The 26992-nt window shown below is 41.4% G+C and carries 27 protein-coding genes; 2 read left to right on the top strand and 25 right to left on the bottom strand.

The annotated features are described in order from the left end of the window. Nucleotides 1–31 precede the first annotated feature (31 nt). The 7 genes from IGJ00_RS07360 to IGJ00_RS07330 form a co-directional block, all read right to left on the bottom strand. Nucleotides 32–655, bottom strand: coding sequence for a hypothetical protein (locus tag IGJ00_RS07360; protein ID WP_438844263.1), 624 nt, complete (start codon nucleotides 653–655; stop codon nucleotides 32–34). A gap of 506 nt (nucleotides 656–1161) precedes the next feature. Then, entirely contained in the window at nucleotides 1162–2310 is a 1149-nt protein-coding gene (locus IGJ00_RS07355; RefSeq protein ID WP_438844262.1) for an LCP family protein, read from the bottom strand. 114 nt (nucleotides 2311–2424) lie between these two features. Beyond that, nucleotides 2425–3285, bottom strand: coding sequence for a shikimate dehydrogenase (locus IGJ00_RS07350; RefSeq protein ID WP_438844261.1), 861 nt, complete (start codon nucleotides 3283–3285; stop codon nucleotides 2425–2427). A 181-nt stretch (nucleotides 3286–3466) separates the two neighbouring features. Beyond that, nucleotides 3467–4237: an ABC transporter ATP-binding protein gene (locus tag IGJ00_RS07345; RefSeq protein ID WP_065095787.1), complete on the bottom strand. Its 771-nt coding sequence runs from the start codon at nucleotides 4235–4237 to the stop codon at nucleotides 3467–3469. 2 nt (nucleotides 4238–4239) lie between these two features. Beyond that, on the bottom strand, nucleotides 4240–5121 hold the full coding sequence (locus IGJ00_RS07340) for an ABC transporter permease (RefSeq protein ID WP_019722826.1): 882 nt from the start codon (nucleotides 5119–5121) through the stop codon (nucleotides 4240–4242). Then, complete coding sequence (gene trpX, locus IGJ00_RS07335) at nucleotides 5118–6143, bottom strand: tryptophan ABC transporter substrate-binding protein (protein ID WP_023519631.1); 1026 nt, start codon at nucleotides 6141–6143, stop codon at nucleotides 5118–5120. The genes IGJ00_RS07340 and trpX overlap by 4 nt, the downstream gene beginning before the upstream one ends. Nucleotides 6144–6567: 424 nt before the next feature. Then, complete coding sequence (locus IGJ00_RS07330) at nucleotides 6568–7194, bottom strand: hypothetical protein (protein WP_074798966.1); 627 nt, start codon at nucleotides 7192–7194, stop codon at nucleotides 6568–6570. 192 nt (nucleotides 7195–7386) lie between these two features. Here IGJ00_RS07330 and efbA point away from each other — a divergent pair, with 192 nt between their 5' ends. After that, entirely contained in the window at nucleotides 7387–9087 is a 1701-nt protein-coding gene (efbA, locus tag IGJ00_RS07325) for a fibronectin-binding protein EfbA (protein WP_438844260.1), read from the top strand. 80 nt (nucleotides 9088–9167) lie between these two features. Here efbA and IGJ00_RS07320 read toward each other — a convergent pair whose 3' ends face one another. From IGJ00_RS07320 to pyrR, 14 genes are all read right to left on the bottom strand, one after another. Beyond that, on the bottom strand, nucleotides 9168–10103 hold the full coding sequence (locus tag IGJ00_RS07320) for an ETX/MTX2 family pore-forming toxin (RefSeq protein WP_438844259.1): 936 nt from the start codon (nucleotides 10101–10103) through the stop codon (nucleotides 9168–9170). A gap of 236 nt (nucleotides 10104–10339) precedes the next feature. Continuing rightward, nucleotides 10340–11242, bottom strand: a complete 903-nt coding sequence (locus IGJ00_RS07315) for a LysR family transcriptional regulator (protein WP_071867269.1) — start codon at nucleotides 11240–11242, stop codon at nucleotides 10340–10342. Continuing rightward, a complete protein-coding gene (locus IGJ00_RS07310; RefSeq protein WP_071867268.1) occupies nucleotides 11239–11940 on the bottom strand; it encodes a carbonic anhydrase family protein in 702 nt (233 codons plus the stop codon). Before IGJ00_RS07310 ends, IGJ00_RS07315 begins: the two co-directional genes overlap by 4 nt. Before the next feature lie 41 nt (nucleotides 11941–11981). Beyond that, the gene (locus tag IGJ00_RS07305; protein ID WP_019722833.1) at nucleotides 11982–12623 is read right to left on the bottom strand and encodes a YfbR-like 5'-deoxynucleotidase; all 642 of its coding nucleotides are present in this window, start codon (nucleotides 12621–12623) and stop codon (nucleotides 11982–11984) included. A gap of 197 nt (nucleotides 12624–12820) precedes the next feature. Then, nucleotides 12821–13453, bottom strand: a complete 633-nt coding sequence (pyrE, locus tag IGJ00_RS07300) for an orotate phosphoribosyltransferase (RefSeq protein WP_010735509.1) — start codon at nucleotides 13451–13453, stop codon at nucleotides 12821–12823. 3 nt (nucleotides 13454–13456) lie between these two features. Continuing rightward, entirely contained in the window at nucleotides 13457–14167 is a 711-nt protein-coding gene (gene pyrF / locus IGJ00_RS07295; RefSeq protein WP_071867267.1) for an orotidine-5'-phosphate decarboxylase, read from the bottom strand. Beyond that, nucleotides 14164–15093, bottom strand: coding sequence for a dihydroorotate dehydrogenase (locus IGJ00_RS07290; protein ID WP_065095779.1), 930 nt, complete (start codon nucleotides 15091–15093; stop codon nucleotides 14164–14166). Before IGJ00_RS07290 ends, pyrF begins: the two co-directional genes overlap by 4 nt. Beyond that, the gene (locus tag IGJ00_RS07285; RefSeq protein ID WP_071867281.1) at nucleotides 15090–15866 is read right to left on the bottom strand and encodes a dihydroorotate dehydrogenase electron transfer subunit; all 777 of its coding nucleotides are present in this window, start codon (nucleotides 15864–15866) and stop codon (nucleotides 15090–15092) included. Before IGJ00_RS07285 ends, IGJ00_RS07290 begins: the two co-directional genes overlap by 4 nt. A gap of 86 nt (nucleotides 15867–15952) precedes the next feature. Further along, the gene (carB, locus tag IGJ00_RS07280; RefSeq protein ID WP_438844258.1) at nucleotides 15953–19138 is read right to left on the bottom strand and encodes a carbamoyl-phosphate synthase large subunit; all 3186 of its coding nucleotides are present in this window, start codon (nucleotides 19136–19138) and stop codon (nucleotides 15953–15955) included. Then, nucleotides 19138–20217 (bottom strand): carbamoyl phosphate synthase small subunit, encoded by a 1080-nt coding sequence (locus IGJ00_RS07275; protein WP_066025534.1) that lies wholly within the window; start codon nucleotides 20215–20217, stop codon nucleotides 19138–19140. The genes carB and IGJ00_RS07275 overlap by 1 nt, the downstream gene beginning before the upstream one ends. 4 nt (nucleotides 20218–20221) lie before the next feature. Further along, a complete protein-coding gene (locus IGJ00_RS07270) occupies nucleotides 20222–21502 on the bottom strand; it encodes a dihydroorotase (RefSeq protein WP_108145820.1) in 1281 nt (426 codons plus the stop codon). A 20-nt stretch (nucleotides 21503–21522) separates the two neighbouring features. Next, the gene (locus tag IGJ00_RS07265) at nucleotides 21523–22449 is read right to left on the bottom strand and encodes an aspartate carbamoyltransferase catalytic subunit (RefSeq protein WP_023519624.1); all 927 of its coding nucleotides are present in this window, start codon (nucleotides 22447–22449) and stop codon (nucleotides 21523–21525) included. Nucleotides 22450–22461: 12 nt separating this feature from the next. Beyond that, nucleotides 22462–23745 carry a solute carrier family 23 protein gene (locus IGJ00_RS07260; RefSeq protein ID WP_010735517.1) on the bottom strand — a complete coding sequence of 428 codons (1284 nt, stop codon included), beginning with the start codon at nucleotides 23743–23745 and terminating at the stop codon, nucleotides 22462–22464. Between the two features lie 14 nt (nucleotides 23746–23759). After that, on the bottom strand, nucleotides 23760–24299 hold the full coding sequence (pyrR, locus tag IGJ00_RS07255; RefSeq protein WP_029594119.1) for a bifunctional pyr operon transcriptional regulator/uracil phosphoribosyltransferase PyrR: 540 nt from the start codon (nucleotides 24297–24299) through the stop codon (nucleotides 23760–23762). Nucleotides 24300–24357: 58 nt separating this feature from the next. Between pyrR and IGJ00_RS07250 the strand changes: the two genes are divergently transcribed. Beyond that, on the top strand, nucleotides 24358–24480 hold the full coding sequence (locus IGJ00_RS07250) for a hypothetical protein (RefSeq protein WP_256209227.1): 123 nt from the start codon (nucleotides 24358–24360) through the stop codon (nucleotides 24478–24480). Between the two features lie 59 nt (nucleotides 24481–24539). On the opposite strand, the gene IGJ00_RS07245 is transcribed toward IGJ00_RS07250, so the two are convergent. From IGJ00_RS07245 to IGJ00_RS07230, 4 genes are read right to left on the bottom strand one after another with little or no spacing between them, the layout of a single operon-like run. Continuing rightward, on the bottom strand, nucleotides 24540–25451 hold the full coding sequence (locus IGJ00_RS07245) for an RluA family pseudouridine synthase (RefSeq protein WP_071867263.1): 912 nt from the start codon (nucleotides 25449–25451) through the stop codon (nucleotides 24540–24542). Continuing rightward, the gene (gene lspA / locus IGJ00_RS07240; protein WP_071867262.1) at nucleotides 25448–25912 is read right to left on the bottom strand and encodes a signal peptidase II; all 465 of its coding nucleotides are present in this window, start codon (nucleotides 25910–25912) and stop codon (nucleotides 25448–25450) included. Before lspA ends, IGJ00_RS07245 begins: the two co-directional genes overlap by 4 nt. Before the next feature lie 4 nt (nucleotides 25913–25916). Then, a complete protein-coding gene (locus IGJ00_RS07235) occupies nucleotides 25917–26615 on the bottom strand; it encodes a CBS domain-containing protein (RefSeq protein ID WP_071867261.1) in 699 nt (232 codons plus the stop codon). Next, a complete protein-coding gene (locus IGJ00_RS07230) occupies nucleotides 26602–26985 on the bottom strand; it encodes a hypothetical protein (RefSeq protein WP_071867260.1) in 384 nt (127 codons plus the stop codon). Before IGJ00_RS07230 ends, IGJ00_RS07235 begins: the two co-directional genes overlap by 14 nt. Nucleotides 26986–26992 lie beyond the last annotated feature (7 nt).

The following is a 26992-nucleotide window of genomic DNA, read 5'->3' as shown; positions in this document are numbered from 1 at the left end:
TGTTTAACCTAAATATAGGTTTGTTATCATTTTACCCCTGTTCCGCTAAATAAATTTCGATGATCGTAAAGATTTGGGTTCTAGGATCATAAACACTCCAAAGATAGGCGCCCCAGCCCACACGCGCATAATTGAAATAATTTGTAAACTCTGAATTCCATGAATAGATGATCAATTTATCTTTTAAAGGAAAGAAACGTTCATTTACCAGATTAAATTCTTTCTTAGATAACTTTGTACCATGAAATTCATTAAAAAAAGCTTCTTCATATACCCCACCATCCATAAACAATTCTTCCGCAGTCAGTTCTGTGCCTTCCATCATCTCTTCGTTGACTTCAATGGGGTAGCCATCTAAGTTTAACGTAGTAGGATCAATTTCTGTGTAAGTAATTGAATCAGAATTTAGTTCACGAAATTTCGCTACATACATTTCACGGGTAACAGTTTTTCCAGTTTCTTTGCGTTTTTTTGATGACCAAAGATTTGTTTTTGCTAAACGACTTAAATAATGTAGATAGGCTAAGATTGCCTCTTTATGGGTGATTTTTCCTTGGTAATCACTTTCCTTAAAGAACGTATAACCAACGTAATACGGAAAAAGTATATCCCTTTTTTCCTCTAATGCTAATGTTTCTTTTACCAATAATTCCATGGCTTTTTTCTCCTCTAAATAATGTTGTATGTACTCAATAAGTATAATTCGTATACTTTACAAAAAGACCTATTTATCTTTGGATCACCAAACGTATACTTAAATTTCATAATCATCCTTCGAACCTCTAAAAAATTAAACAGAAAACCCAATTACCTTTTATTGTTATTTTATATTTATTTAAGTAGAATAACTATCTTTTTAATATTATATTATCGCATGATAAAGAAATCGACAAGTTCCTCCGATTGATTTATCTTGTTTTTTAAAGTCGTATCTGCGAAACAAAAATTTATGTTTTTAAGAAATAAAAGTAAAAAAATAAGCTCATAAAAAATGTAAAATTGTTAAGAAATTCAATCCGAATAATAAGTGGATTTTTGCGAGGAGGATAAAATGGACCTATTGGAAAAAGAAACACTATATAGCAATTAAGACATCCACACAAAAAAACTTTTCCAGAAGTTATCACCTCCAGAAAAGCCTTTTTAACAAAACATCAACGATCATTTACTCAAAAATTGTTCAATCTTTTCACGGTTCATTTGTTTATCTAATACGAGGATACTACCCGCATAATCACTTTGACCATAGCTCCAAGTATTATCCGCTGGGACGCTTAAGCGGTCGATTCCGCCAGCACCACGTAAGATAGAGAAACTGTTTCTGACTAAAAAAGTCATTGGTACATCGGTGGATGTATAACCGATTGCTTTTCCGGCAGCATATGGCGCACGGATCAAGTTCAATGGATTTTTTAGTTGTCCAAAAATCGCATCCATTACTTGTTGCTGTCTGCGGACACGACCGAAGTCGCCTTCTTCATCCATCCGGAAACGCGCATATTGCAACAGCACATGACCGTCCATTCGTTGTTTGCCTTTAGCGATATCGACACCGTCTAGATTCAAGTCTTTTTCAGCATCGATCGACACACCATTCATGAACATGGCATCAATCACTTTTTCAAACGATTTGAAATCGACTTTCATGTAGTATTGACAGTTCAGCCCAAAGTTCTCTAACAAGGTCTGTCGGACTAACTCAGCGCCACCATAAGCATAAGCTGCATTGATTTTATTGTCTCCGACCCCAGGGATCGTCACGAAGCTATCCCGCATGAATGAGATCAATTTGGGTTTACGAGCTGGTCCATCTAATTGGAGAACCATGATCGTATCTGCTCGTCCCGCATCTTCACCCCTTGTATCACTACCTAAAATCAAAATGTTGTGTGCGCCACTTGTTGATTGGGCGCCGTTGAATGTTTCTGAAGTCGCTGGTTCCAGTGACTGATCATTTTCAGCCACGAACTTGCCGACGAAAAATGAAATCAGTGAAAAGACCAATAAAAAGAATAGGATCCCTACTATGATTTTCCACCAAGACCGCTTCTTACGTGGACCTTTGGGCTGTTTCTTTTTAAAGAGTCCTTTTTTCTGGGGTTGTTGTTCTGAATGAACGTGTTCTTCGTAAGGCGTTGAGTATCGAGAATCACTTGAACGTTCTTCATAAGTTTGTGCGTAAGAAGGGATTGCTTCCTTTTCAGGCTCCGCTTGTTTCTTACTTGCGCGTCGCCAAGATAGCGGCGATGACTTTTCTTTGATTGGTTTTGCTTTTTTATGGATGTTCTGATAGCGATCCATCCGACTCATTTGATTTCCTCCCTTTGTTCAACTCAGTAAAATCATACGATACTTCTTAATGAAAAACAGTAAGATCGTTGTAAATTTAACTAAAAGCTAACGAATCCTTTGATATCACTCGTTTCATCCCTTTGAAACGAGTAAAGGTTGGATCTCTTCAATCGGCATGGTCTCGCCTGTCCAAAGCTCAAAGGCAATTGCTCCTTGGTACATCAGCATCCCTAGCCCATTTCGTGTGAGACAGCCGATTGCTTTGGCTTCTTTTAGAAAGCGTGTTTCTTTAGGGGAATAAATCAAATCAAAAACTGCGATTTTCTTATGGAGAAACTGAGGATCAATTGGCATCAACTCTTTTTTTGCGCCCATGCCCATATCGGTACCATTGATCAAAAGGTCCGTATCTTCTAGATCTTTTTTCAACTGTTCAGTATCTGCATAATCTTTGACGATGATGGGACAGTTGGTTTGTTCCGCAACTCTCTCAAAATCCGCAACGACACTCGCAAAAGTAGCATTCTTCCGTTTATAGATAACGATTTCTTTTGCTTGATCTAACGCCGCTTGAACAACGATTGCTTTCGCTGCGCCACCTGCACCTAGCATGATTATTTTTTTGTTTTTGATTGCGACACCCGCTTCGTGTACTGAACGCATGAAGCCCATGCCATCCGTATTGTAGCCGATCAAGCGGTTGTCTTGCTGAACGATGGTATTAACAGCACCTATCAACTGCGCTTCTTGACTTAATTCATCTAAATAAGGAATAACTGCTGTTTTGTTAGGCATGGAAAGATTGACACCTAACATATTGAATGTACGAATGCTTTCAACCGCCTGCATTAGATTCGACTGATCGACTGTGAATGCCAAGTAAACAGCATCGATCGAACGCGCTTGAAAGGCTGTATTATGCATCAATGGAGATAAACTATGGGTAACGGGAGATGCAAAAATCCCTGCTAATCTTGTTTTTCCTGAAATCATGGAACGCCTCCTATAATACGCTAAAAATGCCGCGTCCATTCGTAGAAACTACGAAGGAACAAGCGGCATCAATCATTTTTCTGATATGAATCGTATTGATTTTGATTGTTATTATACCTGCTATCACAAGTATAAATTGAAGGAAACAAACTTGTCAAACGGAGATAGCGTTCTCGAATGACTAATCGATGACTTCTTCGAAGAAGTGTAAGAGATCGTTCATGGATAATGCTTGTTTTTCTTCTTTCGCTAAGTCTTTGACGATCCGACCTTTTTGTAAGACGATCAAGCGATTCCCATATTTCAAAGCATCTTCCATACGGTGCGTGATCATCAAGCATGTCAACTTTTGCTCTGTGATGCGTTGGTTGGTCAATTCCATCAGCAGCTTGGCTGTCTTAGGATCTAGTGCTGCGGTATGTTCATCTAATAAAAGTAATTCTGGCGCTTTGATCGTTGCCATCAATAAACTTAAGGCTTGTCGTTGCCCCCCTGACAATTCGCCAGCAGGTGTATCCAAATGTTGCTCTAATCCATTGCCTACTTCTTGGCATATTTTATAGAACGCTTCTTTTTGGGTTTTCAATTGACGCAAACGAAGCGTCCGTTTCTCGCCACGTTTTTGAGCTAACAATAGATTTTCTGCAACGGTCATCCGTGGTGCAGTCCCCATTTTCGGGTCTTGGAATACGCGTGATAGAAATAAAGCTCGTGCTTCTTCTGACAACTTAGTGATTGGCTGGTCTTTGAAATAGACCCCACCTTGACTTAATTGCAATGTTCCGGCAATCGTATTGAACAATGTACTTTTACCCGCCCCATTACCGCCAAGAACAGTGATAAAGTCTCCTTCATTGATAGTCAATTGGATATCATCCAATAATACTTTTTCTTCGTGCATCCCATTGTTGACTACTTTTCTACCATTTTTGATCGTTAAGATAGCTGTCATCGTTAGACCTCCTTTTCAAAGCCAGTTTTTAATTTCAATGCTTGTTTTACTTGTGGGATCATCAGGCAAGCCGCTAAGATGATCGCTGAGAATAATTTCAGATAAGTCGTATCAAAACCTAATTTGATAACAGCTAAAATCAATAGTTGATAGATGATGCTTCCGACAACGATTGCTAGTAAACGCTCGATCAATGTCAACTCTTGGAAAATGACTTCCCCGATGATGATCGAAGCTAGTCCGATCACGATCACGCCGATTCCTTTATTGACATCCGCATAGCCATCGTTTTGAGCGATCAGAGCACCAGATAAAGCAATCACTCCATTAGATAAAGTCAAACCTAAGATTTTCATGCGGTCGGTTTTGATTCCTAATGAACGTGCCATTGTCTCATTATCCCCAGTGGCAATATAGCCTTGGCCTAGATCTGTATTGAAGAAAAAGATCAACACGCTGATCAATAAGCCCAGAGACAATAATCCTAATAAGACAGTGTCAAAATAATTTGGTAAATGTAGTGCGTGGAACACATCTTGTAAGACTGGATGATTCAACAATGAAAGGTTGGGTGTGCGCATCACGAACAAGATGACTGAGTTCAAGCCTGACATTACTAAGATACCGGCTAAGATGACCGGAATCTTTCCTTTTGTATAAAGTAAGCCTGTAACAAGTCCAGCCGCCATTCCGGCCAAAACACCTAGAATCGTTGCCAATAATGGACTCACGCCATGCGTGATCGCTGTTACACAGACAGCACCACCAAGAGGGAATGAACCTTCTGTTGTCATATCAGGGAAATCTAAAATGCGGTAAGTCATAAAAATCCCTAAACCTAATATGGCCCATAACATACCTTGTGAAATTGCGGATACGATCATTGTTCTTCCTCCTTGATCTCTGTCAGTACTTTTGCATCTTGTTTGATGGATTCAGGAATCGTGATGCCTAATAGTTCTGCTTGTTTTTCATTGACGATGATATCGCCTTTATCAAATACATAGACAGGGGTTGTGGCTGGTTCTTTCCCATTTGCTAAAGCGGCTGCCATTTTTCCTGTTTGAACACCTAATTCGTATTGATTGATCCCGATTGTTGCTAACCCGCCTTGTTCGACCATCGTATCGACAGAAGGAATTACTGGGATATCTGCTTTATTTGCTTCTTTGATGACCGTTTGCATCGCGTTAGCAATCGTGTTATCTAAAGGAACATAGATAAAATCAACTGATTGGCTCATGACTTGGACGGTTTGTGCAATTTCATTCGTTGAAGGGACGGCATACTTCACTGGTGTTAGTCCTTTGGCTTTTGCCGCTTCTTCTGCTTGGCTGACTTGATAACGTGAATTGTCTTCTGATGATGCATAAAGAATCCCGACCGTTTTTGCTTTTGGTAATAGTTCTGTCGCTAACTGGATCTGCGCTTCCACAGGCGGTTGGTCAGAAACTCCTGTGATGTTGCCCCCTGGTGCTTCTAAACTTTTTACTAGCCCTGCCCCTACAGGATCAGTCACTGCGCCCAAGACAAGCGGGATATCTTTTGTGGTGTTTGCGATGGCTTGTGCTGCTGGTGTCGCAATGCCTACGAGAACGTCTGGATTATTTTGAACCAATTGCTGGCTCATGGTTGCTAACTTACTTTGGTCGGCTTGACCATTTTGGAAATTGATTTCTAGGTTTCGTCCTTCTTCCAAACCTGACTCTTTTAATCCATCTTTGATTCCCCGATAGATTTCATCTAACGCAGGGTGACTAACGAACTGTAAGACCCCAACAACTTTCTTATCACCTGTTCGATTTCCTTCAACAGGTGGCTGATCCTTGATCGTTTCGTAGATAAATGTACCGGTCAAATAGATAAGTATCAGTGCGATTACTGCGATCAATCGTTTATTTTTCATTTTTATTTCCCCTTTTTTGTTATGTATTTTTTTTAAATAAATCGGCTACGTGTGTAACTTCGAGCGAATGAACAAAAAAAGACAATCACCGCTAGTACGGTCATTGTCTTTTACCAACAAAAAACCGCATAGAGCCATCTATGCGGTCGTCAAATTCTTGTCCAGCATAGATACAAACTTTAGAATCGTACATTGTTGTACTCTAAAAAGTTGTATCTACGAAAAAGTTCGCCCTTGATACAACTTATCTACGCCAGTTACGCCAATTATTTTTATGTTCTGATAAAAATTGAATTGATAAGTTCATCTTGGACCATCCTTTCCTTTAAGTGTTATCCTAAGTCTAATCGAATTTTATTTATCCGTCAACTAATTTTTTATTTTTTTGACTTTTTGTTATTTATCACTAAGTATTCCGCTACACTTACTCCAAGGTACTCTCTGTTGTTTCTTCCGCTTGTTCGCCGTTTGCTAATTCTTTTTCAAGTTGTTTGATGTTGATCAATGGCAATCGATTCAATGCAGGAACCAAGGTTTTCTCAAGTTCTTCTTTATTTTGGTCAGAAAGGACTAAGCGATTTCTCTCTTTTCCGCCATCAAAGAAAATAATAGTGATTTTATCTTTTTCGATCCCATACCGTTGTTCTAATTCTTGGGTATCATAAACGAGTGGATAGAAGAAAATCGTTCGATTCAACTCACTACTTTGTTGCGGATCTTCAAATATATCCATCACTTGTTTGTAAAGCTCACCCTTTGGCAGACTAAACATGACTGAGATGGCTCGACTATCAGTAATCTCTTGATGCGCGGAAGAAAATGGCAAAGGCTGTAACTTTTCGGAATGGATCGAGGAATAAATCAATGAATCCACCTGTGCTTCTTTAATTTTACTTGGCAAAAAAAACATTGCAGCCGTCAACAAAAATGAACAGCTCAGAAGAAGACCGATCCGTCTGAAGTATTTTTGAGGATGTTGTTCAAAATCCTCTGATAAATTCGTGTAGCTCATTATGATTTTTTCCTTTATTTCTACCATCAATCGCTGCATCTTCTTTTCCCCCACCTGTCCTTTCTCTAATTATACCTAAAATCAAGCGAAAGAACGAAATAAAACACTAGTTTTTCATGTAAATTCTTTCGTTATTCTCTCTTTTACAGAAGAAATCATCCGGTCCATTGGTCTTTCCTTTCTTTTTTCGTTATAATAAGTGTACTTATGAATAGAAATGAGGAATGAATCATGTCCTTTGATGGTGTATTTACCCATGCAATGATCCATGAATTGCGCGAAACACTATTATCTGGTCGGGTCTCAAAGATCCACCAACCGTATGAAAATGAAATCATTTTGGTGATTCGTTCTCGTGGAAAGAACCACCGATTGTTGTTATCTGCTCATCCAAGTTATGCCCGTGTCCAGATCACAGAGATCGATTATCAAAATCCAGAAAATCCGCCAAACTTCGTGATGATGTTGCGCAAACATTTAGATGGTGCGATTTTAGAAAATATCAAGCAAATCAAAAATGACCGAGTCATCCACTTCCATTTTTCAAAACGGGATGAACTAGGTGACTTACAAAATATTGTTTTGATCGTTGAGTTGATGGGACGACACAGTACCATCGTTTTAGTGAACCAACAAACACAAAAGATATTAGACGCCATCAAACATATCGGCAGCTCACAAAACACGTATCGTTCGTTACTCCCTGGTGTCGAATATGTCGCACCACCTGAACAAGCGGTACTTGATCCTTTTGAAGCAACAAAAGAACAAGTATTTGAACGTCTATCAAAAATCGAGCCAAATGCCAAAGCACTACAACAAGCCTTTCAAGGATTAGGTTACGATACTGCATTAGAATTAGTCGAACGGATCAATCAGCGACCGAATGAAAAAATGGCTGTCTGGGAAGAATTCTTTACTGCAATCGATCAACCTACACCCACACACTATGAAGTGGGCACAAAAGAATACTTTACGCCGATTGCTTATCAAGAATTGGCGAAACAAGCCGATTCAGTGCAAGAATACGCAACTTTAAGCGCGTTATTAGATGCGTTTTACCAAGAAAAAGCGGAAAAAGATCGAGCGAAGCAACAAGGCGGCGAACTGATCCGTAAAATCGAAAATGAACTGAAACGTAATCGCAATAAATTGAAAAAGCGCGAGCAGACCTTGCTTGATTCAGAAAATGCGGAAGAGTTTCGTCGTGATGGCGAACTATTGACGACTTTTATGACTCAAGTTCCTCGTGGTGCGACTGAAGTGACCTTAGCGAATTATTATGAAGAGAATCAACCAATCCGGATTGCTCTTGATCCCGCCTTAACACCTAATCAGAATGCGCAAAAGTACTTTCATCGCTACCAAAAACTTAAAAATGCGGTCAAATTGATCGGGAAACAAATCGAAGAAGCGAAAAGCGAGATCCAGTACCTTGAATCTGTCCTTTCGCAATTGGAGATTGCTGGACCGATGGATATCGAAGTGATCAAAGAAGAGCTATTAGCAGAGGGCTACTTGAAAAAGAAAACAAACAAAAAACAAAAGAAAGCAAAACCTTCTCAACCTGATCGCTACTTCTCTTCTGACGGCACCGAGATCTTAGTTGGTAAAAACAATCTGCAAAATGATCAATTAACCATGAAAACTGCAAGAAAAACGGATCACTGGTTGCACGCGCAAAACATTCCAGGGTCTCATGTGATCATCAAGAGTGATCAGCCTTCTGATGAAACCATTACGGAAGCTGCTGAACTAGCTGCGTATTACTCCAAATATCGCCACTCTGCACAGGTGCCTGTGGATCTAGTGCAAGTCAAACATATCCGCAAACCGAATGGCGCAAAACCTGGATATGTGATTTACGAAAACCAAAAAACGATTATTGTAACACCAGAAGAAGAAAAAATCCAAGCAATGACAAAAGATTGATTTTGCTGAAAAAAACCGACGTCAAGAAGTCATGACTTCTGACGATCGGTTTTTTTGTGGTTCAAAATACGAATGACAAATTAAATTCGATAGCCTGTCGCAATGATTTCTTTTGTGCCAGTCGTTCGATCGAAGGCTTCTAAGACAAATCCTGAACCATAATCGACACGATAGGTACCAGCACCAATTTTATGTCCTGCCACATTTGCATCGACTTTCTTCCAGTTATTACGACTTTCTGTGATGTAGCGATCCCAATAACTATCTGACAGCACTTGGCGGTCGCCAACTACCGTTCCAAGTCCATATGTATGGATACGCCCAGCAGAGTCTTTTTTATACGGGATATCTGCTCGGATGCGTTCTTGTAAATCAACCGATCCTGTTGCTTCACCTGTATAAAACACCCAATTGACTTCGACTGTATGTCCCGGTCGAACATTGATGGCTTGACCAGGAACAGTCCAGCCTTTTTGTGTTTCCCGAGTATGTGAAGTGGTTGTACTAAAATTGTAACTTAATTCAAGACCCATACTTGCCGAACCAAACATTGGTACGCTGATTTCAGTACTCGCTGATGTAGAAATACCTGCAGAATGTGTGGTTGATGTCGTAAGCGAATCTATATAAGTTTCGGTATAAGAAGGTGTGGTAAACGTTTGATCTTGATTTGTTTGATTATGAAAAACACTTGTATTCACAGTTTTTGACGTTTGTTTCGTTCCCATATCACTATTGACTCCTACTGAATAGGATTGACTGGACACATTTTTTGGATTGTATTCATTGCCAGTGAGTCTTTCATTCACACCAATATCTCCCCATTGATACATTTGGTAGGACAAAGCATAGGCCATCGTACTCATGCGATCGATCGTGCTTTGATTGACCGATTTCAAATACCCTTCTCCGATTTGTGGAAGCGAATCATCCGCACAAGCAACCGACTCCCCTTTAAATAGTCCTACACTCGTCGCTCCAACTACTCCTAACATTAATTTTATTACTTTTTTCATTTTGTTGATCCCCTTTATCATTATTGATAAACCAATGGTGAAATCGTTCCCAATCGATTTATTAATGACAGTATGAATCATTTTTTTAACTATGTAACATTATGTACTTTACTGCAACAATACAGTCAGACTTGAACGAACAAAAAATAAGCCTGAAATCAACATTCGCTGATTTCACGACTTATCTTTTGCTTCATCTTCTTTTCCAATGAAAGGATTGATTCGATTTTAAACGTTCACTTCATCTGTTTCATCACCTGTTGGATACTTGTGATAAACTTCTTGGCGATATCACTTAATGGCTGCTTTCCAGAATAAATGACATATAACTCATTCATCGGACTATCAGCTAATGGAATCAAGCGTAAATATTCTTTGATCTCCCCGATCACGATGCCAGAGCCTGAAGCGTAGGCATCTGTTTCTAACACAATGTTCATCAATGTGCCACGATCACTCGTATAGATCACCGATTCTTGTTCAGGGATCTCAATTAGATCTTCATAAAAGTAAGGGAAATTATTGCCATCTTGTGTAAACCGAACTTGCGGAAATGCTGCTAGCTCTTCTACCTTTATTTCTTCTTGCTGGGCAAGTGGATGGCGCTGTCTAAGAAAGATATGGGTCTTAAATGTTCCTAAAGACTGCGCGATCAATTCCCCTTGTTCTAAGTAACGCTTGATCCCTGTGCGATTATGGTCATTCATATAAAGGATACCTAACTCGCTTTGCTGCTGTTGGACTTCTTCGATCACGTTTGCTGTCGTCGTTTCCATGATCCGAAACTGCTTCACTTCTGCTTTAAAGGTCTCGATCAGTTGCGCAGTCAATGGCCCTAAAAAATCATAGTGTTGTGAAGCAATCGAAAAGCTTTCTCGCTTTTCACTTTTCTGGTAATAGTTTTCCAAAGAATCTAATTGTACTAAAATCCGTTCCGCCCGTTTTAAAAAGGCTTGACCTTCTTCTGTTAGATAGGCACCTCGATTCGTGCGGGTAAATAAAGTGATACTTAATTCGTTTTCCAATTCTTTGATCGCTGCAGAAAGGCTTGGTTGAGAAACAAACAATTTTTTTGCTGCTTCTCGAAAACTTCCATTATTCGCTACCGCAGTGACATATTTCAATTGTTGGATGTTCATTTCGTCCCCTTGTAATAATAAATTTTTCGTTCCTTTACTGGTTGTAATGGACGATTATTTGGCTGCGCATATTGTCCTTTGAATGGGATCAGAAAATCACGATTCAATTGACCGACTTGATCCATGACGAACCATTGGATCGGTCCACTCGTTGGGGGAGTGGTCAATGAACCAACGTAATGATAATGACTTTTCTGCTCAGGGAAAAAGACAGAGGCATCGGTCCAATGTTCATGTGCATCAAGGTCCCATTTGTCGCCATTTTGGCGATCATATAACCAACCCTTATCATTTGATAGATGGTACATCGCACCAACCACTAAGTTTTCTTGTCGTTCGTTCGTATGGACAAAGTGAAACTCGATATCTTCTTGTTTCCCATTGATGACGTGTTCTGACGGCATGTGAAAATGGATGTCGGTCAAATAGTATGTCTCTTCATTGAAAAGAACGTAACTAATTTGATCGTATGGCACAAGATGGATCGTGTTCTTGAACTCCTTATCCGTGAAGCGTTGCTTCTGATAGTGAAAAGACAGTGTTTCTTTCGTGTCACTGCTTTTTTCACATGTAACTAGAGGAATGGGCGATTGCAACTCAAATTCGGCTCCTTTTGCAAACCAATCGCACAACTCTGCCCAATGTTCCGGTCCTCTTTCACCAGAATAACCCCACTCAACATCCATATTCTTCTTCAACTAAAATTCCTCCTGAATCAGTTACCTACAAGGCACTTCGACTATTCTTTTTCTTTTTTGACAATATTTGAAACAGCTGCTAAGAAATCCTCTTTTCCATAGAATTCTTGATTGAGCAACTCCGGAAAGATCTCCTTGAAAAAATATTGGACGGACGGTCGATGGTCAAAGCCTTTGATCGTTGTGACCGCCTCAATAAACATCTCTTTATAGACTTTTTCCGGATTATTTTTACTGATCTCATCAAATGATTCATACAACAAATCGATTTTATCTGATACAGCTAGCAATTCGCCTTCGACCGTATCGTCTTTTCCTTCGAACAAGCGGCGACGATAGACGTCTTGTAATGCTTCGGGAATTTCTTGATTGATGAACTCATCCGTCATTTTTTCTTCGACGGTCTGTAGCATCCCTCGCAATTCTTTACTTGCATATTTTACTGGAGTTTTGATGTCGCCGATAAAACGTTCCGTGTAATCATGGTTCAAAGCTTTTTCATATAAGAGTTTCCAATCGATTGGTTGCCCATGGAGTTCTTCAATATCACCTAAGACTTGCGCAATTGAAGCCACACGATAGGAATGAGCAGCAACAGTATGTTCAGTATGTTTAAAGAAACCTGGCGCCCGTGTGATTCTTTCTAAGTTATTTAGTCCTAAAATAAATTCATTCAATCCCATAAAGATTCCTCCTCCTTGAGATGACTTTTCCGATAATCTTATCATTAAATAACTTGAATTCGCAAATTTTCAGCTTATTATCTTTAGAGGTTTTCATTTATAAAAGATTAGTTTTTACTATGTACCGTCAGGATTTGGCTAGTTCACAAATAGAAAAAGGGCTGAAACAACAAATGTTTTCCCGCCCTTTTTTCAACTTAATCCGTTACCCAATTCTCAGGATCTTTTTTCCATTCTTTTAGTAAAGCTAATTCTGTTTCGTCAATGGTTTTGTTTTCTAAAGCAAATTCGATCAGCACAGAATAATTCGTCAAAGTAACCAATGGCAGACCCGCTGCTTCAAAGTTAGCTTTTCCTTTTGGCAACTCGTAGGTAAAGATAGCTGCAACACCTAAAACATCCGCCCCTTCTCGTTTTGCTGCTTCAGCGGCTTCTAGCACACTTCCACCTGTTGAGATCAAATCTTCAATGACCACCATTTTTTGTCCTTCGAAGATCCGTCCTTCGATTTGGTTCCCTTTGCCATGAGCTTTCGCTTTGCTGCGAATATAGACCATTGGTAAGTCTAAGATCTCAGCTACCCAAGCTGCATGAGGGATTCCTGCAGTTGCTGTTCCAGCAATCACTTCGACTTCTGGAAATTCTTGCTTGATTTTTTCAGCTAATCCTTGAGCGATTTCTTTTCTGACTTTTGGGTAGCTCATCGTGATGCGATTGTCACAATAGATGGGGCTTTTGATGCCACTTGCCCAAGTAAATGGTTGATTGGGGCTTAAGAAAACAGCTTCGATTTCTAAAAGGTCTTTCGCAATAGTTTGTTCGATATTCATAGATCAACGACTCCATTCTGCTTTGATTGTTTGATAGGCTTGATAAGGATCTTCTGCTTGTGTGATCGGTCGTCCGACAACGATAAAGGTTGAGCCGATTTCTTTTGCGCGGGCTGGTGTCACGATTCTGGTTTGGTCACCAGCAACTGTTCCTTCTGGTCGGATGCCAGGGGTTAGACACGTAAATGTGTCACCTGTTTTTGCTTTGATCGATGCTACTTCAAGTGCTGAAGATACGACCCCATCTAAACCTGCTTCTTTTGCACAAGCTGCGTAGTGGATCACACTTTCTTCTAGGGGCACTTCGATCAGTTGATCATGGTGCATCTCTTCTTCGCTCGTTGAAGTCAGTTGCGTGATTGCTAAAAGTAAAGGTCGTTTCTTACCTTCGGGTGTGCCATCTGTCAAACCACGCATCGCCGCTTCCATCATACGGATACCGCCGGCAGCATGGACACAAGTGATGTCTACGCCTAATTTTGCTAAGCCACGCATCGCTTTTTCTACGGTATTTGGGATATCATGCAATTTCAAATCTAAGAAAACATCATGTCCCGCGTCTTTTAACCAACGAACGATGATTGGTCCTTCTTGATAAAAGAGCTCCATACCGATTTTAACGAATAACTTTTCGTCTTCTGGGAAACGTTGCATAAAGGTTTCTACTTCTTGCCAAGATGAAAAATCTAAAGCAATAATTGGTCGTTGATTCATTGATTTCTACCTTCTTTCACTTCTTTGATCAATTGCTCTAAAGACTCAATGCCTAACTCGCTCATTCTCGCTGGTAGGTCTGCAATCAGTTTTGGACAGATATAAGGGTCGGTAAAGTTGGCTGTCCCAACAGCAACTGCACTTGCACCTGCCATATACATCTCCAGTACATCATCAACGGTTTGCACACCGCCCATTCCAATGATCGGCAAGTTAGAGACACCTGCCACTTGATGGATCAAACGAATAGCCACCGGTTTGATCGCTGGCCCTGAGAGACCGCCTGTTTGATTGGCAAGAATCGGTTTTCTAGTTTTCAGATCGATACGCATCCCTAGCAAGGTATTGATCATCGTAAACCCATCGGCGCCGCCAGCTTCAATAGCCTGTGCCACTGGAACGATATCCGTAACATTAGGAGATAATTTGACATAGACAGGGACATTCGCCACTTTTTTCACCGCTTGTGTCAGTTGGAACGCCACATCTGGGTCAGTACCAAAAGCAATTCCGCCGTGTTTGACATTTGGACACGAGATATTAAGTTCGATGGCATGGACATTCGGTGCATCACCGATCTTGCCACAGACTTCAACATAGTCTTCTTCACACGCGCCAGCGACATTTGCTATGATCGGCAAATCTTTATAGGTGGCTAATTCAGGTAGCGATTTTTCCATGACCACTTCCATTCCAGGATTTTGCAACCCGATCGCGTTGAGCATACCAGAAGGTGTTTCTGCTACTCGCGGCGTGGGATTACCAAAGCGCGCTTTAGGTGTCGTCGCCTTTACCATAATCGCGCCAAGTTGGTTCAAATCGTAGTATTTGCCATATTCTTTGCCAAATCCAAAGCAACCACTTGCTGGCATGATCGGATTCTTCAAGTTTAGGCCTGGAAGTTTAACTGCTAAAGGGTTACTCATAAAATCACCTCTCCTGCTTGGAAAATCGGTCCTTCATCACAGACTTTCAAGCTTTTCGTTCCTGTTTCATCGTCTGGGACATGACAGACACATGCGTAACATGCACCGACACCACAGGCCATGCGAGACTCTAATGACAGTTGGACGTTAGGATGACCGGCGAAAAGCTGTTCCACTGTCTTTAGTAATCCATTTGAACCGCATGCAAAAACAGCAGCAGGCTTATCTTTTGCCGCAAGCAATAGATTACCGACATTCCCATGCAGTCCATAAGTGCCGTCATCGGTTGCGATCCTTGTATCACCTAGTTTTAGAAATTCTTCTTCATAATACATTACTTCTTGTGAAGCAAAGCCTAGAAAGTGAATCGCTTTGACGCCTCGTTCCTTCAGCTGTTTCGATAGTTCGTATAAAGGAGGAACACCAATCCCTCCACCGACAATGAAGACCTCATCTTCTTTTGTTAATCCTGAAAGATCGAAGCCATTCCCTAAAGGTCCTAAGACGTCTAAAGAATCACCAGCAGTCAATTCTGCGAAATGCTTTGTTCCGTCTCCTTCTACACGGTAGATGATACGACAAGTTTTTTGTGATTGATCGATCTGGTTGATACTGATTGGTCGGCGCAACAACAAATCTGCTCGGGGTACGCGAATATGAAGGAATTGTCCAGGGCGTGTCATTTCTTGGACTAATTCCCCAGTCAGTGTCATTTCATAGATTCGTGGTGCTAGTTGCCGTTGGTGAACGATTTTCATTACTTCTTGTTTCATCTCTACACTCCTATGTTTTGGGACTTTTTCGCTAGACTGCTTTGCTTTTTTCATTTTTTAAATAGGAGGGCAATTGCCCTCCATGATTAGATTGCTTGTGTTGAAAATGCTCGGGATTCCATCACGCGGACGATCGCATCCGCGGTATCAAGGGAGGTAAACAATGGCGTGCCATGCTCTACTGCTTCACGTCGAATGATAAAACCATCTTTTGACGCATTCCCACGATCTTTATCAATGGTATTGACGACCACTTGTGCTTTGCCAGCACGAATCAGGTCAACGACATTTTTCTCTTTTGTTTCTTCAGAAATTTTAGCCACTGGGGTCACCACAAGTCCGTGTTGTTCAAAGAACGCTGCAGTATTTTTCGTTGCCAATAAGCTATAGCCGATTTCTGCAAAGCGTTTTGCTAGACCTAAAGCTTCTTCTTTCGTTTCATCGGCGATCGTAAACAAGACAGCCCCATAATCAGGCAAGCGTAAACCAGATGCTTCGAACGCTTTATACAGCGCTTTGTCTAAGTTTTGATCCGAACCCATGACTTCACCTGTCGATTTCATCTCTGGTCCTAAATAAGTGTCCACTTTATGCAACTTCGTAAATGAGAAGACTGGCGCTTTGACATGGACGTTGGCAGTTTCAGGGTACAAGCCATCTTCATAGCCTAAGTCTTTCAATTTTTCTCCTAAGATGGCTTTTGTCGCGATCTGTGCCATCGGGATATTCGTCACTTTGCTCAAGAAAGGAACCGTTCGACTCGCACGTGGGTTCACTTCGATAACATATACTTGGTTGTCGTGGATCACGAATTGGATGTTCATCATCCCGATACAATTCAACCCTCGTGCTAAACGGATCGTGTAATCTTCGATTGTTTGCTTGATTTCCTCTGACAGCGCTTGTGGTGGATAAACCGCCATCGAATCGCCTGAATGGACACCTGCACGTTCAATGTGTTCCATGATTCCTGGGATCAAGACGGTTTCACCATCACAGATCGCATCGACTTCGCACTCACTACCGATCAAGTAACGGTCGACTAAGACTGGATGTTCTGGTGAAGCTTTCACCGCATGTTCCATATAATCTTCTAAGTCACGTTGATTCTCGACGATCTCCATTGCCCGACCTCCCAAGACATAGCTTGGACGAACGAGCACTGGATAACCGATTTTGTTTGCGACTGCCACAGCTTCTTCTTTACTTGTCGCAGTATCTCCTAGCGGCTGAGGCACCCCTAATTCTTGTAACGCTTGTTCGAATAGATCACGGTTCTCCGCACGATCAAGGTCTTCGATCGTTGTTCCTAGGATTTTTACACCTGATTTTGCTAATGGTTCAGCTAGATTGATCGCTGTTTGTCCTCCAAATTGGACGATGACACCGATTGGTTGTTCCAACTCGATGACATTCATCACATCTTCAAAAGTCAAAGGCTCAAAGTAAAGTTTATCAGAAATCGAGAAATCTGTCGAAACGGTTTCAGGATTACTATTCATGATGATTGCTTCATAGCCTGCTTGTTGAATGGCTTTCACTGAATGAACTGTCGCATAGTCAAATTCGACCCCTTGTCCGATACGGATCGGTCCAGAACCAAGTACTAGAACAGACGGTTTTTCTGAACGATGGCTTTCATTTTCGATTTCATACGTACTATAGAAGTAAGGTGTGTGGGATTCAAATTCGGCAGCACACGTATCGACCATTTTGTAAACAGGCTGAATGTTCTTTTCTGTACGTAATTGGCGAATCGCTTCCGTCGTCGTTTTCCACAATTCCGCAATTTTTCGATCCGTGAAGCCATTTTGTTTCACAGTAAGAAGTAGATCCAACTGATTCGGTTGTTCCGAAAGCTCGTCTTCTAATTCAACGATGTGCAACAATTTATCCAAGAAGAATAAATCAATTTTCGTCAAGTCTGCCAATTCTTGGATCGGATAGCCACGACGGATTGCTTCGGCTAAGTAGAATAAACGATCATCTTGTGCCCGGACGATTTTCTCCATCAAACGTTCTTCACTGACTGTCTTCAGTTCAGGCAATTCAAGGTGGTGTGCCCCGATTTCTAATGAACGAACCGCTTTTAATAAAGATTCTTCGATGTTACGACCGATCGCCATTACTTCGCCGGTTGCTTTCATTTGCGTGCCTAAGACACGTTCACCGTTTTCGAATTTGTCGAAGGGCCAACGTGGGATTTTTGCTACTACATAGTCCAATGCGGGTTCAAATTCAGCATAAGTCGTTCCTGTTACTGGATTTTTCATTTCATCCAAGGTCAAGCCTAAAGCGATTTTAGCTGCTAATTTTGCGATCGGATAACCGGTCGCTTTACTTGCTAAAGCAGAGGAGCGTGAAACACGAGGGTTCACTTCGATGACATAGTAGTTGAAACTATGAGGGTCTAATGCTAATTGAACGTTACAGCCACCTTCGATTTTCAATGCACGGATAATCGATAGTGATGCATCTCTTAACATTTGATATTCATGGTCTGCTAATGTTTGGCTTGGTGCAAAGACGATCGAATCCCCTGTATGGATACCGACTGGATCGAAATTTTCCATGTTGCAGACAACGATGGCATTATCGGCAGAGTCGCGCATCACTTCATATTCGATTTCCTTGAAGCCTGCAATACTACGTTCAATCAAACACTGGGTAACAGGCGACAAACTCAAGCCATTTTCCGCGATTTGTCGTAGTTCGGCTTCATTCTCACACATACCACCACCAGTACCCCCTAATGTGAAGGCTGGACGAACGATGATCGGGTAACCGATTTTATTGGCAAAGGCGACTGCTTCTTCCACCGTTGTCACGATTTCTGATTCTGGGATCGGTTGATCCAATTCTTCCATCAACTTTTTGAACAAGTCACGATCTTCTGCTTGGTCGATCGCACTTAATTTCGTCCCTAATAATTCGATGCCTAATTCGTCCAAGATTCCTGATTCAGCTAATTCCATCGCCATATTCAAACCTGTTTGCCCACCTAATGTCGGTAAGATCGCATCAGGACGTTCTTTTCGCAAAATTCGTGAGACAAATTCTAATGTGATTGGTTCTAGGTAGACTTGATCGGCGATTTCTTTATCAGTCATGATCGTTGCTGGATTGGAGTTGACTAAGACGACTTCGTATCCTTCTTCTTTTAAAGCAAGACAAGCCTGAGTGCCTGCATAGTCAAACTCAGCGGCTTGACCAATGATGATCGGACCAGAACCGATCACCATGATTTTATTGATATCTGTGCGTTTTGGCATTAGAATTGCTCCTTTCCAGCGTCCATCATTTCCATAAATTCATCAAATAAATGTAGTGCATCATGTGGGCCAGGTGCTGCATCTGGATGGAATTGCACACTGAAGGCAGGATAGCGACGGTGACGGACACCTTCGACTGTGCCATCATTGACTTCCACATGAGTGACAAGTAATTTTTCCGGATCGATCGTTTGTTCATCTACCGCATAGCCATGGTTTTGTGACGTAAAATCGATTCTTCCTGTTGCAACTTCACGCACAGGATGATTCAGTCCACGGTGACCAAATTTCATTTTGTACGTATCTGCACCATTTGCTAGTGCAAAAAGTTGATGCCCTAGGCAGATGCCGAAAATCGGGATCTTGCCTTGGATTTGTTTGATCATCTCGATCGCTTCTGGTACATCTTTCGGATCCCCTGGTCCATTCGTCAACATCACGCCGTCTGGCGATAATGAAAGGATCGTTTCCGCATCCGTATTGTACGGTAAGACTGTTAAATTACAGTCACGCTTACTCAATTCACGTAAGATGCTATGTTTCAATCCAAAATCAATGACTGCCACATTTCTTCCTGTTCCTGGGCTAGGATAAGGTTTATTGGTTGAAACTTGTTGGACTTGGTTCGTTGCCAAGACGGTTGCTTTTAGTTGGTCAAACGCATGTTCAAATGTGTCGCCTGCATCCACGATACTGGCTTTCATCGTCCCAACTTCACGGATTTTTCGTGTCAACGCCCGTGTATCGATGCCAGAGATACCAGGGATTCCTTTTTGTTTCAAGAACTCGTCTAAGGTCATTTGGTTACGCCAATTTGACGCAACACGTGCATGCTCTTTGACCACTACACCTTTACACGTTGGTGCAATCGATTCATAATCATCACGGTTGACGCCATAATTCCCTACCATCGGGTACGTAAATGTAATGATCTGTCCATTAAAACTTTGGTCTGTGATTGTTTCTTGATATCCTGTCATACTTGTCGTAAAGACGATTTCTCCAAACACATTGGCTGTCGCGCCAAATGATTTCCCTTTAAATACTGTGCCATCTTCTAAAATCAGCAACCGTTCCATCCAATTATTCCCCCTTATGCCAAACAAGTTTTCCGTTGACAAATGTCATCAATGTTTCCCCTTTGATTTCCCAACCGACAAAAGGTGTGTTCTCGCCTTTTGATAAGAAATCTTTTTTATCGATTACTGCAGAGTGCGCAATATCGTAAACTGCCAAGTCTGCTGGTGCGCCGATCGTCAAGGTGCCAGCTTTCAAACCAAAAATGGCTGCTGGTTTGACTGCCATCCAGTCAATCACTTGCTCTAGTGTGAATTTTCCTGTTTCAACAAAATGTGTATACACGAGTTGGAAGGCTGTTTCACTTCCAACGATCCCGAAAGGTGATTGCAAGAAACTTTGACTTTTTTCTTCTAATCCGTGTGGGGCATGGTCGGTGGCAATACAATCGATCGTGCCATCAAGCAAGCCTTCGATCAATGCCTCGCGATCGGCTTTGCCTCTCAACGGTGGATTCATTTTCCAAAAACCAAAATCTTCTGGGATATCTTCATCGATCAAGATCAGATGATGCGGTGAAACCTCTGCAGTCACGTGAATCCCGGCTTTTTTCGCATCGCGGATCACTCGCACACTTTCTTTTGTTGAAACGTGGCAGACATGATAGTGAACGCCTGTTGCTTCCGCTAATAGGAGATCACGAGCAATTTGAGAAGACTCAGTCACACTCAAAATACCTGGCAACCCTAGCTCTTCTGCTTTTTCTCCTGCGTGCATCACACCACCAAATAATAATGATTCATCTTCTGTGTGAGCAACGAGTGCTTTGTTGTTTTTTGCAGCTTCTTTCATCGCTAAGTACATCGTGCCTGCTGTTTGCACGCCGACACCATCATTGGTAAAAGCAAATGCGCCTTCATTGATCAATGCTTCTTGATCGACCAGTTCTTCACTTCGAAGATTCTCAGTGATCGGTGCATACTGTAATACTTTGACGACAGCATCGCGTTTGATGATGTCATAGACTTGTTTTAATTTTTCTGCTGTATCAGGTACTGGGTCAAGATTTGGCATCGCACAAACAGTGGTGAACCCACCTCGAGCAGCTGCTTTCGTGCCAGCTTCGATCGTTTCCTTGTAAGTAAAGCCAGGCTCTCTCAGATGGACATGGACATCCACTAATCCAGGTGTGATCAACTGCCCTTGTGCATCAAACACTTCATCAAATTCAGCCTCAGGAAAGCCTGTACCGATTGCTTTGATCTTTCCTTCTTCGATCCAAATTTCTGCTGGTGTTGTTTCATTTCTTTTTGTATTGATTTGACCGTTTTTAATGAGTGTTTTCATGTTTCTTCCTCCTCTTATGTTTATGCTTTTCCACTTAATACAGCTTCTAAGATCGCCATTCTGACAAATACACCATTGCTCATTTGTTGAATGATCCGTGACTGTAACCCTTCAACCAGTGAATCCGCCAATTCGACATCTCGATTGACTGGTGCCGGGTGCATGATGATTGCATGTTTTTGCATTTTTTTAGCGCGTTCGACTGTCAAGCCGTACTCTTGATGATAGCCTTCTTTTGAAAAACTTTCTTTTCCATCGTGGCGTTCATGTTGCACACGTAACATCATCATGACATCGACTTGATCCAGCAAGTCATCTAGTGGTAAGTAATGACCGTAAACTTCAAATTCATCGTCATACCATTCTCTTGGACCTGAGAAGAAAACCTGCGCACCAAGACGTTTCAACATCTGCATATTCGATTTTGCGACACGAGAATGTGTGATATCTCCGACGATCGCCACTTTCAAGCCTTCGAAATAGCCAAATTCTTCATAGATCGTCATCAAATCAAGTAAGCACTGCGTTGGATGTTGCCCACTACCGTCACCGCCATTGATGATCGAGCATTGGATCGTTTTACTTTGGATCAATTCGTCATAGTAGTTTTCATCTCCATGACGGATAACAGCTACATCCACCCCAAGTGCAGACATCGTTAGAACGGTATCGTATAATGTTTCACCTTTTGTAACTGAACTTGTACTTGCTTCAAATTCGATCACTTCAAGACCAAGTTTCTTTTCTGCTACATCAAAACTTTTATGGGTTCGTGTACTGTTTTCAAAGAACAAGTTTGTTGCAAAATATTGGGATTTTTGTGGTGACCAAGTTGCGCCTTGCTTGAACTCTTGTCCTCGTCGGATCAACCCCATTACTTCTTGGTCTGTCAATGCCTCTACCGTTAATAAGTGTTTTAAACTGATGCGTTCTGATTTGATGATCATGCGATGTCCTCCTTAATTTTCTTCGCTGCGTGAAGTTTCTGGTAAGATAAGATTTAAAATGATTCCTAAAACTGTTGCTAATGCCATGGCAGATAAAGTGAATGTCCCGACTTCTAGGACTAATCCCCCGATACCTACGACTAAGATGACTGAAGCAATCAATAGATTTTTCTTTTTATCAAAATCGATTTTGTTTTCGACTAAGATTTTCATCCCGCTTGCCGCAATCACTCCGAATAGGATGAAACTGATACCTGAAATGACTGGGCCAGGAATACTTAATATCAAAGCACTTAGTTTGCCAATAAAGCCAAGGATCACTGCGAAGACCGCTGCGCCTCCGATCACGAACACGCTGTGTACACGAGTGATTGCCAAGACTCCGATATTTTCACCATAACTTGTCACTGGAGGTCCACCAACGAAAGCTGCCACTAACTGAGCCAAGCCATCTCCTGTCAATGTACGGTGTAAGCCTGGATCTTCAAAGAAATTACGTTTCGTCAATTTGTTCAAGACCATCAAATGGCCGATGTGTTCGGTCATTGTGACAAAGGCGATCGGTGCCATTGTGGTGATTGCTCCTATATATAACTTCGGTTGATATTGGACAAATGGAATCTCGAAGTTAGGTAGTGCGAACCATGGTGCGTCAATGATTGGTTGTGTGTCAACGATCCCGAAAAGTAAAGCGACGATGTAGCCAGAGATGATGCCAAGCAAGATCGGTAACAATCCTAGGAATCCGCGTAGAAACATATTGAAGAAAATCGTCAATCCTAAAGTGATCAACGCAACTGATAGATATTTGAAATCATAATGGTCTTGATTGAACATCGCGTTGTTTGCTGCATTGGCAGCTAAACCTAAACCGATGACCATGATTACTGGGCCAACCACGATCGGTGGCAAGATTTTATCTAACCAGGCGGAACCGATTTTCTTGATGATCAACGCAACGATCAGATAGACGAGTGCTGTCGTCATCGCACCTTGGGCGATCGCCGGGAAGCCGTCGGTTTTCATCAACATCTGCATGGCTGCGATGAACGCGAAACTACTGCCTAGATAAGCTGGGATCTTCCCTTTCGTTGTAATCAAGTAAACGATTGTTCCTAATCCTGAACTGACCAAGGCAATCCCTGGGTCGATTCCGACTAAGATCGGTACTAAGACAGTTGCACCGAACATCGTGAATAAATGCTGTAAACTTAATCCCACCCAGTGTCCAATGGTTGGTCGATCATGGATGTCTAATACCACACTATCGTTGTGGAACTTTTTTTCTTCTGCCATCTTGCCTTACTCCTCTACTTTTCCTCGTTTAAGATCATGATGCGATCTTGTCCATCTAATTCTTGCATCTCTACTAAGATTTCTTCTTTTTTTGCTGTAGGGATATTTTTTCCTACGTAATCTGCGCGGATCGGTAATTCTCGGTGTCCGCGATCAACTAGAACCGCTAGTGAGATTTTTCTTGGACGACCAAAGTCCATGACCGCATCCATTGCAGCGCGGATCGTCCGTCCTGTGTATAACACATCATCGATCAAGATAACTTCTTTTCCTTCTAAACTGACTGGAATATCTGAAGAATGCAATTCTGGTTCTTGAGCGATTTCTTTTTTATCGTCACGATACAATGTGATATCAAGTTCTCCTACAGGTACTTCAATATTTTCGAGTTGTTTCAGACGTTCGGCAATTCGAGCAGCGATATAGATCCCTCTCGTTTTGATTCCGACTAAAACGATCTCTTCGATACTTTGATTTCTTTCGATGATTTCGTAAGTGATACGTGTTAGCGCTCGTTTCATCGTTACTTGATCCACTACTTCTTTTGCTTGCATCATTTTTCCCCCTCTATTTTTTACACAAAAAAACTCCTGCCCTAAGAGGACAGGAGGAATGTTTAGACTGAGTGTATACTACTACACTGGTCGCTTTGTGTATGCGACGTCATTGAGCAAGTCTCGCTATGGCGCACCACAGGAATTCTTACTCACACCCTTCTTAGCCTCACGGGACTAAACTTAAAGGACTTCTATTAAGTTTTTCTTTTATTGTTTAATACTATACCGTTAAGTACTTTAAAAAGCAATATCTTTTCTCAACTTCTCTAAAGTTTTTTCAAAAACTTCTGGCAATGGTGCCTCAAAGGTCATTCGTTCATTTGTTTGAGGATGAGTGAAACCTAATAATTTCGCATGTAAAAATTGGCCATTGCCTTTGAGAGTTTTCTTTGGTCCATATACGGGATCACCTGCTAAAGGATAACCGATATACTTCATATGCACACGGATCTGGTGCGTGCGCCCTGTCTCTAATTGTAATTCTACTAAAGTAAAATTCTCAAAACGTTCTAGTACAGTAAAATGCGTCACAGCTGGTTTTCCATCTTCACGGATGGCTTGTATTTTTCGATCGACTTTTGAGCGGCCGATAGGTGCATTGATCGTCCCTTTTTCATGTGGAATGACGCCATGGACTAAAGCAATGTATTTTCTTAGGGAAGTTTTATCTTTCAATTGCTGTGCCAACGCTTCATGGGCTTGATCATTTTTGGCGATCATCAATAATCCAGACGTGTCTTTATCGATTCGATGGACGATCCCTGGACGGATCACGCCATTGATCGATGAAAGATTTTTCATATGGTACATCAACGCATTGACTAGTGTTCCTTGGGCATGACCAGCAGAAGGATGAACGACCATGCCTTGTGGTTTATTGACCACAGCTACGTCGTCATCTTCATAGACGATTTCTATTGGTAAGTCTTCTGCTACGATCTCAAGTTCTTCAGGCTCTGGTACTTCAACGATGATCGCATCCGCCGATTTTACTTTGTAATTCGCTTTTACTGGTTCACCATTTACGGAAACGGCACCGTCTTTTAACCATTGTTGGACTTGTGAACGACTATGATCCGCAAATAATGCTGTCAGAACTTTATCGATCCGGCCTTTTTCTTCTTTGATAGTTGCTTTTAATTGTGTCATTTTTTTCGTTGGTCCTTTTCATCTAAAATAATATAAATCAATACGCAGATCACACCGATTACTAGAGAAATGTCTGCCACATTAAAAATCGGGAAATTCATGAAATCAGTTTGGAACATATCGATCACATAACCTAAACGAACACGATCGATAAAGTTACCGATTGCTCCTGCTAGAATCAATGTCAGACCGATCATGAACCAACGATTTCCGTTGCTGCGATTTTTGATCATCAACGTCAAGATCACTACAACTGCGATGATCGTCACGACAGTAAAAAACCACATTTTTCCTTCTAGTAAACTCCAAGCTGCTCCGAAATTACGGATATGATTCAAGGACAAGATCCCTGGAATCACTGATTTCGTTTCTCCTAAAGCAAAGTTATCGACGATCAACCATTTTACCCATTGATCTAATCCGATGATCAACGCACTTATAATCCAATATATCGCTAACAAACAATCATTCCTTTTCTACTTCATGATAAATATCTCTTGGTCTGATGATCCCTAATAAATTTCCGTTAGGGTCGCCGTTTTTGGTGATCAACACAGCTTCAAGCGTACCCTGCTCACCAAACATTTTTTCTACTTCAGCAATCGTTGTCTGAGCTGAAACAAAATGATAATTGGTGTACTTGCCATCTTGTGTGATCAGATCGGCAGCTATTTTTCCTTGAAGATCGATCACACCATGGTGACTTTCTTTGGCCAACCAAAAACCTAACATACGCAACGTCACTAATCCTTTGAATGTTCCTTTATGATAAAGCGGGAACTGAGAATAACGCTTTTTAGCAACAGTCTCCAATAAACTAGGTAATGGGATGTCCCATTCAAACCCAGTCACATGCTTTGCGAAACGCGGTAACACTGTTTCTGGGCGAATCAGTTCTTGCTCGATTCTTTGGATACGCTTCGTCGCCCATTCATTAGGCTCAGCGATGATAAAATCGACGGCGATCCGATCATGCACGATCGCATTACGTAATTGAGCCAACTGTAGTAAGTCATCCTCATATTTTTTTATACTTTGGTGTTGCTTTTGTGCTAAACGACGAACGAGTTCAGTAAACCCCATATTTCGTGGATTCCCCATCTCTTCTTGCATCCATTTTTCGATCCGATTAAAGCTACTCAAAAAAAGATCAGAATTCTTCATCACTAGCCTCCTTGATGACATATGCTTTATTTTTTATAAATAGAAAGAAACCAATCATTACGACGACGATCAGTAAACTATAAAGGATACTTTGAATAACAATAGCACTGATCCCTGTAAACAAGAAAAGCAAGGGATACAACTGTAATAGTAATAGATTCATCGTGATCCGATAATTTTTAGTTGGTTCTGCTATCGTATAGACTGGACTTTTCAACCAAAAAAAGGTGACTTGCATCTGAAACGGGGGCTCAACATCTAGAGTAACAGATTGGTTTTGCCCCAAACTGATTTTCCGACCATCCACCCGCAATGTGATTGGACTACCCATTCCGTAAAATCCCGTATCTCTAGTAACATTCACTTCCATTTTCGCT

This window comes from Enterococcus sp. AZ062 (assembly GCF_051715065.1).
Classification (GTDB): domain Bacteria; phylum Bacillota; class Bacilli; order Lactobacillales; family Enterococcaceae; genus Enterococcus_B; species Enterococcus_B mundtii.
This window is presented reverse-complemented; position numbering and strand designations above follow the sequence as displayed.

Bases quoted from the DNA above. Each gene is read 5' to 3' on its own strand.
- IGJ00_RS07360 (WP_438844263.1), bottom strand. From the start codon at position 655: ATGGAATTATTGGTAAAAGAAACATTAGCATTAGAGGAAAAAAGGGAT.
- IGJ00_RS07355 (WP_438844262.1), bottom strand. From the start codon at position 2,310: ATGAGTCGGATGGATCGCTATCAGAACATCCATAAAAAAGCAAAACCA.
- IGJ00_RS07350 (WP_438844261.1), bottom strand. From the start codon at position 3,285: ATGATTTCAGGAAAAACAAGATTAGCAGGGATTTTTGCATCTCCCGTT.
- IGJ00_RS07345 (WP_065095787.1), bottom strand. From the start codon at position 4,237: ATGACAGCTATCTTAACGATCAAAAATGGTAGAAAAGTAGTCAACAAT.
- IGJ00_RS07340 (WP_019722826.1), bottom strand. From the start codon at position 5,121: ATGATCGTATCCGCAATTTCACAAGGTATGTTATGGGCCATATTAGGT.
- trpX (WP_023519631.1), bottom strand. From the start codon at position 6,143: ATGAAAAATAAACGATTGATCGCAGTAATCGCACTGATACTTATCTAT.
- IGJ00_RS07330 (WP_074798966.1), bottom strand. From the start codon at position 7,194: ATGCAGCGATTGATGGTAGAAATAAAGGAAAAAATCATAATGAGCTAC.
- efbA (WP_438844260.1), top strand. From the start codon at position 7,387: ATGTCCTTTGATGGTGTATTTACCCATGCAATGATCCATGAATTGCGC.
- IGJ00_RS07320 (WP_438844259.1), bottom strand. From the start codon at position 10,103: ATGAAAAAAGTAATAAAATTAATGTTAGGAGTAGTTGGAGCGACGAGT.
- IGJ00_RS07315 (WP_071867269.1), bottom strand. From the start codon at position 11,242: ATGAACATCCAACAATTGAAATATGTCACTGCGGTAGCGAATAATGGA.
- IGJ00_RS07305 (WP_019722833.1), bottom strand. From the start codon at position 12,623: ATGGGATTGAATGAATTTATTTTAGGACTAAATAACTTAGAAAGAATC.
- pyrE (WP_010735509.1), bottom strand. From the start codon at position 13,453: ATGAATATCGAACAAACTATTGCGAAAGACCTTTTAGAAATCGAAGCT.
- pyrF (WP_071867267.1), bottom strand. From the start codon at position 14,167: ATGAATCAACGACCAATTATTGCTTTAGATTTTTCATCTTGGCAAGAA.
- IGJ00_RS07290 (WP_065095779.1), bottom strand. From the start codon at position 15,093: ATGAGTAACCCTTTAGCAGTTAAACTTCCAGGCCTAAACTTGAAGAAT.
- IGJ00_RS07285 (WP_071867281.1), bottom strand. From the start codon at position 15,866: ATGAAACAAGAAGTAATGAAAATCGTTCACCAACGGCAACTAGCACCA.
- carB (WP_438844258.1), bottom strand. From the start codon at position 19,138: ATGCCAAAACGCACAGATATCAATAAAATCATGGTGATCGGTTCTGGT.
- IGJ00_RS07275 (WP_066025534.1), bottom strand. From the start codon at position 20,217: ATGGAACGGTTGCTGATTTTAGAAGATGGCACAGTATTTAAAGGGAAA.
- IGJ00_RS07270 (WP_108145820.1), bottom strand. From the start codon at position 21,502: ATGAAAACACTCATTAAAAACGGTCAAATCAATACAAAAAGAAATGAA.
- IGJ00_RS07265 (WP_023519624.1), bottom strand. From the start codon at position 22,449: ATGATCATCAAATCAGAACGCATCAGTTTAAAACACTTATTAACGGTA.
- IGJ00_RS07260 (WP_010735517.1), bottom strand. From the start codon at position 23,745: ATGGCAGAAGAAAAAAAGTTCCACAACGATAGTGTGGTATTAGACATC.
- pyrR (WP_029594119.1), bottom strand. From the start codon at position 24,299: ATGCAAGCAAAAGAAGTAGTGGATCAAGTAACGATGAAACGAGCGCTA.
- IGJ00_RS07250 (WP_256209227.1), top strand. From the start codon at position 24,358: ATGTTTAGACTGAGTGTATACTACTACACTGGTCGCTTTGTGTATGCG.
- IGJ00_RS07245 (WP_071867263.1), bottom strand. From the start codon at position 25,451: ATGACACAATTAAAAGCAACTATCAAAGAAGAAAAAGGCCGGATCGAT.
- IGJ00_RS07235 (WP_071867261.1), bottom strand. From the start codon at position 26,615: ATGAAGAATTCTGATCTTTTTTTGAGTAGCTTTAATCGGATCGAAAAA.
- IGJ00_RS07230 (WP_071867260.1), bottom strand. From the start codon at position 26,985: ATGGAAGTGAATGTTACTAGAGATACGGGATTTTACGGAATGGGTAGT.